Source organism: Enterobacter sp. 5-4, assembly GCF_000612205.1.
Lineage (GTDB): Bacteria > Pseudomonadota > Gammaproteobacteria > Enterobacterales > Enterobacteriaceae > Enterobacter > Enterobacter roggenkampii.
The window spans coordinates 1-12,748 of the sequence record NZ_JFHW01000007.1 but is presented as its reverse complement, the minus strand read 5'-3'; the positions used below and the strand labels follow the sequence as shown (position 1 = coordinate 12,748).

Genomic DNA, 12,748 nt, shown 5'->3' with positions numbered 1-12,748 from the left:
CTGAGAAATGAAAAGCCACCAGCAGTGCCGGTGGCGGGAAAACGCACAGATTGCGTTATTTTTTCACGGGTTGAGGCTTTTTATCACCTGATTCAGGGGCCTCACGCGGATCGTCTTTTTCAACACAAAGCATAGTTTCTCCTGTTTCAGATAACCACCCTCCACTATAGCCAGGCTAATTACAGAGTGGCCAGGCGGCAATTACGCCTGACCTGTTCCTTTCTTGCGAAAAGAGAGGTAGCCAAACACCCCGCTATCTCCATCCGAGGGATGGTTAACCCCGTCCATCACCGTCACTTCAGGGAAATCGAACGGTGAGACGTTATCAAAGCAGGCCACATTCACGCCGTATTCGTTTGGATTAGAACGCCGCTGATGGAACGTGTAAATTCCGCACACCGAGCAGAAAAAGTGCCGTGCCGTTCCCGTATTGAAGCGGTACTCCGTGAGCTTATCCTCACCTTTGGTCACGGTAATCCCTGACAGCGGCGCAGAGACGACGACCGCACCCCGCATGCGACAAAAGGAACAACTGCAGCGCCGCGCGGTATTCAGGCCATCCGTTAGCGCAACGGTAAAGGCCACCGCGCCACAATGGCACTGCGCATGACGAATATCAGCCATGGCTAGATCCCCTTCCTCACCAGGTCAGCAGCCTTGACGAAAACCTCATCCTCTACACCATCGCCTTTCTGCCTGCCGAGCCTGACCAGCTCATCAACAATGCTGTCGCGATCGATTGGTTTCTGGGCAAAAACCAGCCCAATAACGGCCGCCCCAATCGCCAGCCCCACTAATCCTGTTTGTTCGTCTTTGTTCTTCATACTCATGCTCCTGATACAACAAACAAGCGTAGCATGATTTTAAAAGCGCGGGGTTAGCCCGTATTTTGGCGCTTTGATATTTGCTGCCCAAATTTTGATATCGTTTTGCAGGAGAATAGTGAAATCAGATTTCAGATGCGTCACCATGCCATTAACGCTGTCCGCATCCACCACTGAAAAATGTTCAATTCTGTTCTTTCCTATTTGGACACAATTATATTTGGCGGGCAGCACTTTACCATTCACATTAAGCGGTAGATTATTCTCACCACAGCGGCCTTCCGTAATATATGACACCAGCAAATTAGCGGATTTTCTCCCAGGCTGGGATACGCTCACCATGACGGGAAAACCTTCCGAGGTCTGCGTCATATCATAAAGCACCGCATTTTTCATATACCAGGTATTATATTCCCGCTCCTGAAAAGCGGACCAGGCAGGTGCAGAATAAAGCACCAGCGCTGCCAGCGTAATAGAGACTATTTTCATGGGATGTTGCCGTCCGTGTTGTTGCACGTATTATTCAGATTGTGCAAAAAACAGCAACAACTTAAGAATAGTCCTACTACTATTGGCAGTGATAGAGGATTTATTCACGACGCACTATCCGAATGACCGTTCTTATCAACGTAGTGCTGGCATCTGAAAAACTCAGGTTAACTTGATGTCAAAACGACCATAAAGAAGAAACAGGCGAGAAATGGTAAACCGCCGCCATCACGGCGATGCTGACGACAATGCTTAAGAAAAAGTAGGTTTTAAACGGCTGCTTTTGTGTTTTATGGCGAAAGAGCTGTTGGCCCACAATCGCGCCAGGCCAGCCGCCCGTTACGCCAAATACCAGCAGCGTGGCTTCCGGAACCCTGCGCATGCCTTTCCGCGCCGCTATTTTATCGGCGCCATACATGACCAATGTCAGCATATTGATCAGCAGAAACCACATAGCCAAAGGGCTCGAGGTAAAAAGACTGCCGATCGCAGCAAAGAGCAGGAGTAAATAACAAACGCGATTGAGGGTCATAGTACTGGCCAGAGAAGAGTTGAGCGGTTTTCGACGCCGCATTATACGCTACTTATGAATGTATCGGGCGGGAATTGCTGACAACGGGACAAACGTCACTCCACCCTCACTTTAACCTTTGGCTTCGATAACAGAATTTTTATCAACTCCTTAAAAGGAACGGGTTTGTAGAAGAAATAGCCCTGTAAAAACGTGATGTTATTGCGCATGAGGTAATCAAGCTGTTCCTGGGTTTCAACCCCTTCCGCCACAATACGGATTGACAGTTTTTTTGCCAGTTCCAGTACCGAATCCAGGATCAGGGTGGAATCCTCATTGGCATTCACTCTGGCAACAAAGCTTTGGTCGATTTTAATGTAATCGATGTGCAGATCCTGCAGGTAGGACAGACCGGAATATCCCGTTCCAAAATCATCCAGGGCAATGGCAAACCCTATTTCATGTAGCGCATTCAGGGTCTTAACGAGATGTTCATCTACGTGGAGAGGTTCACGCTCGGTCACCTCCACAACGAGATTAAGATCCTGTTGAACAAAGCTGCGCTTGTAATTCAGACACTCTTCAAAAAAGGTAGAGGCAACGATATGAGACGCACTGAAGTTAATCCCGACATGAAATCCTTCCGGCAGCAGCGTAGAAATTGCATTCATCTGCGTTGCAACCTGACGCATTAAGCTTTGGGTTAAGGGAATGATTAGCCCTGTTTTTTCAGCAAGAGGAATAAATGACGAGGGAGAAATAAACCCGGATTGCGGATGCTTCCATCTTGCCAGCACCTCTACACCGCGCAAGGTGCCCTCTTTTCCGCTCACGACGGGCTGGTAATAGGGAATAATTTCATTTCTGTAGATGGCAGTCCGCAGCGATTCTTCCGGCGAAATATCCTTAGACAGATATCGCAGCAGAAGATAAGCAGAAAGAGAGGAAACGAGCAGCAGAAATAACACCACTCCACCGGCCTGGTCGAATAATCGCGTTAGGCTAAAAAGAGGCGGAGCGTTAAATTGAATCGCGAAGGCATAATCAACGTCTTTTACCGTCAGAACATCGTTGTTTGAATGGGCTGCCGTCAAGACATCGCCAGATTGGCCTAAACGACGATTGCCGACCAGCAGCGAATACGCCACGCCACGTAGTGGCATATTCAGCGCATCCCGGATATGGCTGTCGCTGATGCTCACCATGATTCGGCTTCCGGCATGATTTGTCTGGTATAAGAGAACCGGCAGGCCGTTGACCGTACTTTTCGATGGAACAAGTAACAATGGCGCTTCAGGCAGCGCTGACCCGTTAACCAACAACACGCGGTTTCCCGGCAAGGAGGAACACCAGACCACATCTTTTTTCAGAATAACGATCGTTCTCAGATGGGGTTGTAATGCCGCTTCAGTGCCGAGCCGATACTGTCCTTCAGCATCACACTCATTCTCAGCAAGCCGCATTGCAACCTGGGTCGCATGATGCGCTTCTGTAAGAATGACGTGCATATTCCTGACGACGTAGTGCGCCCCGGCAAGGCTGTCAACCCGCGCCGAGTACCAGACCTGGATATTGATGATAAAAACGCCCAGCACAAAAATTGCCGTGGCTGCAGCTATGGAGATAGGTGCGTGGCGCATTCAGGATTCTCGACTCGAGTGACGTTGCCGCTTCGGTGATGCTGAAGTGATTGAATTATCTTCGCCTTAAGCATGGTTGATAAAGAAAGAAATACCATGTCCGCCGTCAGAAATTTTCCCGCAAACCAGGCTCCATCTTTGCACCTTCTCAAATGGGTAAATAAAAAGGCCGCCGAACGGCAGCCCTGGTTGTTAAGTGCTTATTAGTATTGCTTTATTGTCTTGACCGGCGTTCTTTCTGACCAGTCAGGCCGCTCGCCAGCCATGATTGCACGCTGTTGTGATGGCGTCACAGACTGCGTTATTTCAGGCATCGACTTGTATTCAGGTTGCTTAGGTGGGTTGAGAACCAGATCGGAGCTACAGCCTGACAGCAGCAAAACCGCCAGTAGAGATGTATTAAGCTTGAACACGCTAACCCCTTCCAATGGGATAAAAGTTACAGAAAATGCGTGGTGCCGATAGCATCCCGATGACTCGTTACTGATTATAACGTCACGCGCCGGGGTGCAGGCAGCAGATTCACCACACAGATACCCCATAAGAATATATTTACACAACCAATGCATGCAACCCTTTGTATTCCAGGCAGCCTGTGTACAAAAGTAGAAGGAAAGCCGATTACGCTTCAAATATCGAGGGAGTTTATGCTAAAACCGCTATTATGTTTCTTATGGTCAAGGATTGAGAAGGGATTTGAATGGTTAAGGTTGAAGAATTAAAAACGAAGTACCCAGGCGCAGCGGCCTGGCAAATGGGTGACAGCCCGGAACTGGCGAACGCGCTTGCGGACCTGATTAAAAAAGGGCTCAAAACGGCCACCTGCGGATCTTTTGCCTCGTACTCGCAGGATGTCTCTGCTCCACGGATAGGAAGCTACAACATAATCCTTGATGGTCAGAATGTCCCGGTCTGTGTGATCCGGCTGGTTTCCATGCGACTGGTGCGTTTTTGCGATGTTAATGAGGAATTCGCTCGCAAAGAGGGTGAAGGTGATTTAAGCCTTGAATACTGGCGGAAAGAACATCAGCGATTTTTCTTCCGCGAAGGCCATTTTTCTGAAGATATGGAACTGATCGCAGAAGAATTTGAATTGGTTGAGGTGCTGTAAGCTGAGATAAAGTGGCAGAGATGTGTCGCTTAATTAAGCAGGCTTACTCATGTTAAGCTCATACACAACGCATTCCGTATCGTAATGCCGCTCTATGGCTTTATAAGACATACCTAACCTTTTCATTACACGCTGCGATGCGATATTTTCTGGATCGGCCACGGCCACCAGATAAGATGCTCCCACCCGTTCTACAGCGTAATCAACGATCGCTTTCGCTGCCTCTGTAGCATAGCCTTTGCCATTGTGTTCAGGCACGAGGCGCCAGCCAATCTCTAATGGTGCCCCCTCCACGTTTGCCAGGTGCTGGAGGCATGCTGCACCAACGATCGCACCAGAAGATTTCTCTCTGATAGCCCACCACGAGAAGTGATACTTATCCCAGCGAGTCTGCACCCTTCTGATGCCCTCCCAGGTTTCTTCGGGCGTTTTAACGACACCCTTATTGATATAGCGCATCACCTCTGCATCACTATCCATTACCCTTAAGCCTTCATAATGTGAATCATTGTAGGGTTCCAGGATTAAGCGGACCGTTTCTACATTCATCTTAAATTCCTCTTGCATTCAGCCAGTACCTTCGTTGAACTCGTCCCGATAAAACACCCTAGCACAATGTAAGTTACTTCCGCTCTGGCACACAGGGATCATGGGTGGCGCTGGGCTTGTGCTTTGGTTTACGTCTTGTCGAAGATTTTATATCAAATAATGTCTGCTTTATCCCATGGAAGGAAAATCAATGGCGTTATGCGCTAGCGGTGATATTAACCATTGAATGGATCTAATCTCGCTAATTGCCCTACAATGCCTAACTTACAAGCTAAAGGAAAATGACATGTTCCCCTTTCTGAACACATTTAAGCGATTAATAAGCAAACAGCAAGAAACACATACCGCTCCTCAGAAATATTCAAATGAACAGCTTATCCAGTGGGCTACCGGTTGCATGCTGGAAGGGCTCCCGGATGACTTCTACCAGGCCAGACTGCTATGCACTCGCCAATCCGATCCTGAAAACCCCGATGGATGGATAGTCAACGTTAATCATGATGTGATGCTTAACCCTGACTCCGAATATGAGCGGTTCCAGCCAGCCGATGACCTCTACCCTACCCAGTGTGTGGAAATGTTACTTGATGGCAAGGAATGGAGTAATGCATCAATAACATTCAATAAAGAAAACGCGTCGTTTAAATGGAGTTAGCCATTATCAAGCCCAACCGCAGATGAACATTGTAATGGTTTATCCGATCAGCAAGTCAAGCCGGGTAAGCCGACGCAGAATGCGTTTATCGAACGGTTCACCGGACGTACCGGACAGAAATCCTGGATTTTTACCTGTTCTGAACGCTGAATGAAGCACGGGAAATCACTGAACGCTGGCTGAATGAATACAACAGCGAGCGTCCTCATGAATCCCTGAATAACCTGACGCCGGAGGTAGCTTATTGGAATCGTTTTAATCTAGTAGAATTCAACTTTCGTTTGCGCTGTCATTGAAACTGGTTTCGGCGCCGGATTACCTGCGTTCTGTACTGTGGCATTACATATTTCAGGCACAAGCATTTCATTATAATGACAAGAACTGGTTGCTGTATAACCCTCCGAGAAAACTGATGAGTTTATTAGTTTATAATCAAGAGGCTTTCTTTTTTTATCAACATAAGATATTTCATTTTTAGACATAACGCTTTCTGAACTATAAAATTCAGAGCGCGTCAAATTATCGTCTTCATCATAAAAATGTTCAGATATTTTTTTGCCTAAAAAATAGGTGTCTTTAATTAATCCATTCGGGTAAAGAGTGTAACGCAACTCGTCACCGTTTTCATTTTTACTCAAAATGTGACATTTTTCATCAAGTTGTATTGAGAAAGGCTTGCCATCTCTATGGCCAATAAGACTTCCATTTGTATATTTTAGAATGGTTTCATGTCCAGAAGAAACATTATCAAGGTTTAAGCTATCAACACAACCATTTTTATTCAGTCTGATGGAGATTTTATAAGTAATTTTTCCATTCTCCTCAACATCAGTATCTAAGGATTTAACAGTCCCCTTAACTGGATTGAAATCAAACATAGTCGATAAGTTATAAAGTAGAGGTATGTAGTGATTTTCTGCAAAAGCCATGCTTGAAAATAAGGAAGTACAAAGGAAAAGAGTAGAAGTTTTTATCATATTTAAATCTTAGCTCAAGTTACCCTCAAATTAAGTAAACTCATTACAGCATGCTTACTGCTAATCTTCAACATTGATACTGGCGGAGATGATTGCGCCACAACTGCGCCGTTTGCCGTAAAGTCGCTATCGTATCCAAACGTCTGAACGCTACCCTTTATCACGTATCGGCGCCAGATTTCACGCAGCAGTAAAACGTGCTGGCATTCGCCGCCGGAATCCGTACCATACGCGGCATACAATTTTTGCCCCTGCTGGCTCCGAAGGTAGTATTCAATGCAACAGAATCAAGAGATTAACAAAAAAGAGCAATACAACCTGAATAAGCTACGCTGATTTTGCCAACTCATTGATATCATTTGCTTTACCATTGAATTCAATTAGTTATAGCATAATAACTTCTCCCTAAAGCTACCCAGAACTACATTTTTAATGCCCTTTTTTTGTCCCTATTTCGCATTTTTGCCCCTAAATTTGCCCCTAACACTAGCCAGTGCGCCCTCTTCTTCTCCCTGCCCTATACTTTAAGTCTGACATCTGGCTGGAGGTTTCTATGTGTGGGCGTTTTGCACAAGCTCAAACGCGTGAAGAATACCTGGCTTACCTGTCCGATGAAGCTGATCGCGACATCGCATACGACCCTGAACCTATTGGCCGATACAACGTCGCGCCCGGCACCAAAGTGCTGCTGTTGAGCGAACGCGACGAGCAGCTGCATCTTGATCCGGTTTTTTGGGGTTATGCGCCCGGATGGTGGGATAAGCCGCCACTGATTAACGCTCGCGTCGAAACCGCGGCCGCAAGCAGAATGTTTAAACCTCTGTGGCAACATGGCCGGGCGATCTGCTTTGCAGATGGATGGTTCGAATGGAAGAAAGAAGGTGACAAGAAACAACCTTATTTTATCCATCGGGCAGACGGTCAGCCGATTTTTATGGCGGCTATCGGCAGCACACCGTTTGAGCGAGGCGATGAGGCAGAAGGTTTTCTGATAGTAACGTCTGCCGCTGACAAAGGCCTAGTGGATATTCACGACCGCCGGCCCCTGGTCCTATCGCCAGAAGCGGCCCGGGAATGGATGCGCCAGGACGTTGGAGGGAAAGAAGCGGAAGAGATTGTATCTGACGGCTCTGTACCAGCTGAGATGTTTATCTGGCATGCTGTGACCCGTGAAGTAGGAAATGTAAAAAATCAGGGGAGAAAATTGATAGAACAAATAGATATATAATCTGATGTACTTTTGATGTGTACTTTATATTTGGTTCAATATTATCTCACTTTAAGAAAGAAATATATTTGCAGCCATCGGACCACTAAGCCCATTTATACGATAAAATTCAACACGAACGCCAGGCTTTAACGTTTGGCTTTCATTATTTCTTAATGCAGAAATATGTAAAAAAACATCTTTTCTGCCATCTGATGGGATAATCAATCCCTTTCCGCTCTTTACGTCAAAACTTTTGACAATTCCTGTCATTTTACGAGACAAATATTTTCCTAATGGCAATCCAGATTTGACTATACAGGATTGGTTAATAATAGCTAATCCTAGCTCATTGGCCTTCCGGAAGGCTAAAATAAAATTTGCTTAATCTTTCAACACGTGCCTTAATGGTTTGACTGATTCGTTGCGATGATGAATCTAACTTTTCCAAAAGCCGTTCTCATAACCAGGTGTTATCTCTGATACCTCCTCCTCTTGAGTCCATACATATACCAGCATACGTTTCTTATCATGAGCTTGCTTGTCAGTTGAAATGTTCAAACGGAGTTTGTATGTCATCTAAAATCATAGGTCTTGTTAAGTGGTTTAACGAAGATAAGGGGTTTGGTTTTATCTCCCCACTCGATGGAAGTAAAGATGTTGTTGTTCACACTTCTTCCCTGCTGGGAGAAACATTTAATACTCTATTTGAAGGACAAAAAGTCAAATTCGCTATCATAGCTGGAACTAAAGGTCCAATCGCTGCCAATGTAACACTTTGCGATAGATAATTTTTAGATGGTTGACTTAACTTAAGCCAGCATGACTTTATCAGTGGAAGGTGATTGTTCGGTTACGCACATCATTACAACAGGCCAGCATGTTTACTTACCATCAAGTTTGCTGACCGATGTGATGAAATGCAGGACTGCTGCATGAACAGTCTCAAAGCAGAAGCTAACTGCTTATAAAATATTAAAGTGCGTAAGAGGTTAGGCAGCCTCTAAAAGCATCACTTCTTATTTTTTTATTAATTTTTTTAGAAGCGCTGGGGAGATTTGAATAAAGCACAGCAGTATGGGCACACCAATTGAGCCCCCTTTTGTACACGATTGTAACTATGTTCGGAATCTTTTGAGCAGTTTGGACAAGGGCATTTTACTAAATAATTTCGGCGGAATTGAGTGTTTTTACGTGCTGACATAGACTTCTCCAGTTCAAATGGACCGTTACAGTACACGTTAAGTCAGTATAATGCTTGTTTTAATTTCGAAAGAGGCAAAAAAAATGAACAAACAGCCCCCTTTCGAACACCTGCAGGGGCTAAAAGCCTTCAAAATACATGGTGATATATGAAAAAAGTAATCATTTTTTTTAATGGTAAGCCAAGTAAAGTTATCACTGTGCTTAAAGGTGTGACATCAATACGCGAAGAATATCCTAATGGAGAAGTGATAAACCTTCAGATAATGTCAGCAGGTTTTCCTTCTTTAACAGGTGACCATGAAGTGGTCTATGTGGCTTCAGATCGAGAGCTTACCTCTCAGGAAATATTAGATGCGGCGCAGAAGTATCTTTGACGCTTGGGATTCAACGCCAACATTCATGAAATCATTATTATAACTACGTTTAATTATTATAGCCTGCTTAACGCAGGCCTTTTTTTACCCCCACACAAACATTTATAATTAAGACTTGTACATCCAACGCCATGGCAATATGACTTTATTGCTGAAGCAACCATAAGGCTTCCATGAAAATCCTACATTACACAGTATTAATAGTTATTGAAGCCCCATTCTCAGATAATAATATCAACCCTCTTATCTTAGGTCTCTTGCATGACCGAAACTATTCAAGTAAGTCAAACCGAGGCGTTAAACTACCATCCCATGCATTCATTGGTTCAGAGGGTCAGGCAGTTTTAGAGTGGGAGTCTGAAAAAGATGGAGCAGAAAAACTAAAAAAAAGACTCTACCAGATGCTGCATGGAATTACACGTTTAGAAGAGTCTCCCACAGCAATTTTTCTAATGATTTGCCCAGAAGATAAAACCTTAACCTTTGTTTCAAGACTTAAAGTAAAAAAATGAACATCGATATTTTAACCTTCACCATCTGAAAATACCGTGACCGTGAAAACTGCGAAAGAAAATCATGAGGCACATCAGTAAATTTTGTATCATTTGCTAAGCATTGCTGTTACATTCGGCTTTATGATGAATCCTCCTCAGCGGCAGGGCTAACTAACCTGATGATTTGTATATCAAGCGGCTCATCGTGAATTTCTGAAGCAGCGAGTCACGAGTGGTTAGCTCAATGACTCACCGGGAGGCACCCGGCATCATATCCATAAGCCCCTGTATAATTGCAGGGGCTTATTTACATTACAAAAGCATAGTAGTAGACATATTACTCTTAATACTCATAGCCGATAATTAGGTTCGAATGAATATACCGTTTAAAGAATCATCTGACTTTTATTAGGTCTGAATACCTCGTAGTATATCGTGGAGATAACATATCCCGTTTCATCTGCCATTGCTGCTGTATGCCCTGCACGGCAAAATAAAGTGTTCCCTTTCCATCTTTCGCGTTCAGATAATCCAGAACTTCCATCAACCTATCGCTACCAGCGCGCGGCGCGTTCTCGTCGAATAAGTTGAGCTGGGCCACACCATGGCTAAAGAAGTCACCCAGCATAATGCCGGCTTTCTGGTAACGGTGTCCGTCTTTCCAGATTTTGTCCAGGCACTTTACCGTGGCGTTAATGATGTCGCGTGAATCCTGAGTGGGGGTAAGAAGCTTGATGGACGCACTGTTACCATAATACGGCTCGTTAAGCGCAAAGGGAGAGGTTTTCACGAACGCAGAGATAAACCGGCAATACTGGTGCTCACCACGAAGCTTTTCAGCACCACGGGCCGCATAGCTGCAGATGGCCTGACGCATCTGCTCATATTCTGTGACGCGTTCACCAAAAGACCGGCTGCAGACGATTTCCTGCTTAGCTGGTGCAAACTCCTCCAGCTCGAGGCATGGCTCGCCGCGCAGCTCCCTGACCGTTCGCTCAAGTACCACGTTAAAGTGCTTGCGGATAATCCAGGTGCTTTGTTCTGAGAGGTCCAAAGCCGTTTTGATGCCCATGGCGTTAAGCTTCTTGCTGATACGCCTTCCGACGCCCCATACGTCTTCTACTGGTACCAGAGCCAACAATCTGCGCTGACGGTCGATATTGGACAGGTCCACTACCCCGCCCGTCTGCCGCTGCCATTTCTTTGCGGCGTGGTTGGCGAGTTTAGCGAGTGTTTTTGTCTGGGCAATGCCAACGCCAACGGTAAGGTGCGTACGCTTCAGAACCGTAGCGCGGATCTCTTTGCCAAAGTCAGTCAGATCCCGGCAGTTCCTAACACCCGTCAGGTCACAAAAAGCTTCATCGATACTGTAAATTTCGACGCGAGGACTCATTTCCTCCAGCGTTGTCATTACCCGGTTCGACATGTCTGCGTACAGCTCGTAGTTACTGCTGAAGCAAACAACCCCAGCGCGCCGGAATAGATCCTTTTGCTTAAAGAAAGGCTCTCCCATGGTAATTCCGGCGGCTTTGGCCTCGGCGCTGCGCGCGATTACGCAGCCGTCATTATTCGAGAGAACGACAACCGGGCGCCCTCTCAGGTCAGGCCTGAATACGGTCTCGCAAGATGCATAGAACGAATTCACATCACAGAGCGCAAACATACTCAGCTCGCCGATTTGACGATGAAAGTAACAACGCCGAAAACGTCCAGCGTATCTTCGCTGCCTACAACAATCGGACTGTAGGCGCTATTCATTGGGATGAGTTGGACTGTCGGGCGTAGCTGCAGGCGTTTAACAGTAAATTCCCCTTCCACAGCGGCGATGACAATGTCACCGTGCTCAGCTGTGCGCGAGCTGTCCACCACCAGCAGATCACCATCGCTGATCCCGGCTTCGATCATTGAATCACCTGCGGCTTTGACGAAATAGGTGGAGCTCGGATGAGCGACAAGTAACTCATTGAGATCGATACGCTGTTCAACGTAATCAGCCGCGGGACTTGGGAAACCACACTGTACTAAGTCACTGAAAAGCGGGAGAGCGATAATTTCTCTCAGTTCTGTTGGCCTGATGAATTCCATTGCACACACCTCAAATACTGTTTTTATATACAGTAGTTTTATTTGTAAGTGTCCGCAAGATACGGGCATCCCATCACTGCTTAATGTTTCGCCGTTTCGTTTCTAAGTTTCTATGCCGATTCGAATTATGAATTTTGTAAATTTTATGCCAGTGGCTCTTAGTGAGCAGATTTAAGCCGCCGCCCATTCTTGCACACGATGGACAGCGGTTTTTTTTATGAGCCCTGTTCATGCTTTAAAGCCTCTTCCGTTTGTTTCTGATTCCAGATGCTGTCAGCTGGCATTTCTACACGAACGCTGACGAACTGGTCAGCCGGGATGTCAACCGGCTCGCCATCTGCCAATCCATCACGCTCATTCCTGGCAAATGCTGGCGCAGAAGGATGTTCGCGGTGATAGGTTTTTACCAGCACAGAGCCGTCTGCGTTAACCTCGTAGTCCAGCCATATAAGCGGTTGCTTATTCCTGTCTGTGGGAATCTCAAACCCTCCGTCGATACCTCCCCATGCAGCGTCTGAATTGAGTGCTTTACAGCCTCCAATAAGATATTGCCCGACATCCAGACGAGTGACCGTGACGCCTTCTGATTCGTCGTTAGTTTCATACTTACCATCAGTGAAGATTTT

General features: G+C 45.9%; 19 protein-coding genes and 3 pseudogenes. 8 read left to right on the top strand and 14 right to left on the bottom strand.

The features are described 5' to 3' along the window. Positions 1-55 precede the first annotated feature (55 nt). The 7 genes from AA74_RS1000000123645 to AA74_RS1000000123330 all read right to left on the bottom strand — a co-directional run bounded on the left by AA74_RS1000000123645 (position 56) and on the right by AA74_RS1000000123330 (position 3,877). On the bottom strand, positions 56-133 hold the full coding sequence (locus AA74_RS1000000123645) for a hypothetical protein (protein ID WP_223239581.1): 78 nt from the start codon (positions 131-133) through the stop codon (positions 56-58). Between the two features lie 68 nt (positions 134-201). After that, positions 202-624: a GFA family protein gene (locus AA74_RS0102660; protein WP_008501278.1), complete on the bottom strand. Its 423-nt coding sequence runs from the start codon at positions 622-624 to the stop codon at positions 202-204. Positions 625-626: 2 nt separating this feature from the next. Next, the gene (locus tag AA74_RS0102655; protein ID WP_025910825.1) at positions 627-824 is read right to left on the bottom strand and encodes a hypothetical protein; all 198 of its coding nucleotides are present in this window, start codon (positions 822-824) and stop codon (positions 627-629) included. 39 nt (positions 825-863) lie between these two features. After that, a complete protein-coding gene (locus AA74_RS0102650) occupies positions 864-1,313 on the bottom strand; it encodes a hypothetical protein (protein ID WP_021240258.1) in 450 nt (149 codons plus the stop codon). Positions 1,314-1,491: 178 nt separating this feature from the next. Further along, entirely contained in the window at positions 1,492-1,845 is a 354-nt protein-coding gene (locus AA74_RS01000000121985) for a DUF1294 domain-containing protein (protein WP_032667215.1), read from the bottom strand. Between the two features lie 95 nt (positions 1,846-1,940). Continuing rightward, positions 1,941-3,464 (bottom strand): cyclic diguanylate phosphodiesterase, encoded by a 1,524-nt coding sequence (locus tag AA74_RS0102640; protein WP_025910822.1) that lies wholly within the window; start codon positions 3,462-3,464, stop codon positions 1,941-1,943. 203 nt (positions 3,465-3,667) lie between these two features. Next, the gene (locus AA74_RS1000000123330) at positions 3,668-3,877 is read right to left on the bottom strand and encodes a hypothetical protein (RefSeq protein ID WP_126287803.1); all 210 of its coding nucleotides are present in this window, start codon (positions 3,875-3,877) and stop codon (positions 3,668-3,670) included. Between the two features lie 287 nt (positions 3,878-4,164). On the opposite strand from AA74_RS1000000123330, the gene AA74_RS0102635 reads away from it, so the two are divergent. Continuing rightward, a complete protein-coding gene (locus AA74_RS0102635; protein WP_021240261.1) occupies positions 4,165-4,575 on the top strand; it encodes an ASCH domain-containing protein in 411 nt (136 codons plus the stop codon). Between the two features lie 33 nt (positions 4,576-4,608). Here AA74_RS0102635 and AA74_RS0102630 read toward each other — a convergent pair whose 3' ends face one another. Continuing rightward, positions 4,609-5,124 carry a GNAT family N-acetyltransferase gene (locus AA74_RS0102630; protein WP_025910819.1) on the bottom strand — a complete coding sequence of 172 codons (516 nt, stop codon included), beginning with the start codon at positions 5,122-5,124 and terminating at the stop codon, positions 4,609-4,611. Positions 5,125-5,410: 286 nt separating this feature from the next. Between AA74_RS0102630 and AA74_RS01000000121980 the strand changes: the two genes are divergently transcribed. Further along, on the top strand, positions 5,411-5,779 hold the full coding sequence (locus tag AA74_RS01000000121980) for a hypothetical protein (RefSeq protein WP_084832007.1): 369 nt from the start codon (positions 5,411-5,413) through the stop codon (positions 5,777-5,779). Positions 5,780-5,833: 54 nt separating this feature from the next. Continuing rightward, a pseudogene (locus AA74_RS1000000123325) lies at positions 5,834-6,075 on the top strand (transposase); the annotation flags it as partial. On the opposite strand, the gene AA74_RS1000000122635 reads toward AA74_RS1000000123325, so the two are convergent. Further along, the gene (locus AA74_RS1000000122635) at positions 6,040-6,756 is read right to left on the bottom strand and encodes a YnfC family lipoprotein (protein WP_071998356.1); all 717 of its coding nucleotides are present in this window, start codon (positions 6,754-6,756) and stop codon (positions 6,040-6,042) included. The pseudogene AA74_RS1000000123325 and the gene AA74_RS1000000122635 overlap by 36 nt on opposite strands. Positions 6,757-6,907: 151 nt before the next feature. On the opposite strand from AA74_RS1000000122635, the pseudogene AA74_RS1000000123640 reads away from it, so the two are divergent. Both AA74_RS1000000123640 and AA74_RS0102620 read left to right on the top strand, forming a co-directional pair. Beyond that, positions 6,908-6,997, top strand: a pseudogene (locus tag AA74_RS1000000123640) (hypothetical protein); the annotation flags it as partial. A gap of 312 nt (positions 6,998-7,309) precedes the next feature. After that, positions 7,310-7,984 carry an SOS response-associated peptidase gene (locus AA74_RS0102620; RefSeq protein ID WP_023344259.1) on the top strand — a complete coding sequence of 225 codons (675 nt, stop codon included), beginning with the start codon at positions 7,310-7,312 and terminating at the stop codon, positions 7,982-7,984. 51 nt (positions 7,985-8,035) lie between these two features. On the opposite strand, the gene cspF is transcribed toward AA74_RS0102620, so the two are convergent. Then, positions 8,036-8,248, bottom strand: coding sequence for a cold shock-like protein CspF (gene cspF / locus AA74_RS1000000122625; protein ID WP_071998355.1), 213 nt, complete (start codon positions 8,246-8,248; stop codon positions 8,036-8,038). 287 nt (positions 8,249-8,535) lie between these two features. On the opposite strand from cspF, the gene AA74_RS1000000122620 reads away from it, so the two are divergent. Next, positions 8,536-8,754, top strand: coding sequence for a cold shock domain-containing protein (locus AA74_RS1000000122620; RefSeq protein ID WP_045370991.1), 219 nt, complete (start codon positions 8,536-8,538; stop codon positions 8,752-8,754). Between the two features lie 248 nt (positions 8,755-9,002). Here the strand turns inward: AA74_RS1000000122620 and AA74_RS1000000123605 are convergent, their stop codons facing one another. Continuing rightward, on the bottom strand, positions 9,003-9,167 hold the full coding sequence (locus AA74_RS1000000123605; protein WP_213758942.1) for a YnfU family zinc-binding protein: 165 nt from the start codon (positions 9,165-9,167) through the stop codon (positions 9,003-9,005). Positions 9,168-9,315: 148 nt separating this feature from the next. Between AA74_RS1000000123605 and AA74_RS0102615 the strand changes: the two genes are divergently transcribed. Further along, positions 9,316-9,543 (top strand): hypothetical protein, encoded by a 228-nt coding sequence (locus tag AA74_RS0102615; RefSeq protein ID WP_025910815.1) that lies wholly within the window; start codon positions 9,316-9,318, stop codon positions 9,541-9,543. 173 nt (positions 9,544-9,716) lie between these two features. Further along, positions 9,717-10,055 carry a hypothetical protein gene (locus tag AA74_RS1000000123320; RefSeq protein ID WP_126296580.1) on the top strand — a complete coding sequence of 113 codons (339 nt, stop codon included), beginning with the start codon at positions 9,717-9,719 and terminating at the stop codon, positions 10,053-10,055. 376 nt (positions 10,056-10,431) lie between these two features. Here the strand turns inward: AA74_RS1000000123320 and AA74_RS0102610 are convergent, their stop codons facing one another. The 3 genes and pseudogenes from AA74_RS0102610 to AA74_RS1000000123545 all read right to left on the bottom strand — a co-directional run. Next, positions 10,432-11,700, bottom strand: a complete 1,269-nt coding sequence (locus AA74_RS0102610) for a Y-family DNA polymerase (RefSeq protein WP_025910814.1) — start codon at positions 11,698-11,700, stop codon at positions 10,432-10,434. Between the two features lie 2 nt (positions 11,701-11,702). After that, complete coding sequence (locus AA74_RS0102605; protein WP_025910812.1) at positions 11,703-12,122, bottom strand: translesion error-prone DNA polymerase V autoproteolytic subunit; 420 nt, start codon at positions 12,120-12,122, stop codon at positions 11,703-11,705. 215 nt (positions 12,123-12,337) lie between these two features. Further along, positions 12,338-12,748, bottom strand: a pseudogene (locus tag AA74_RS1000000123545) (hypothetical protein); the annotation flags it as partial.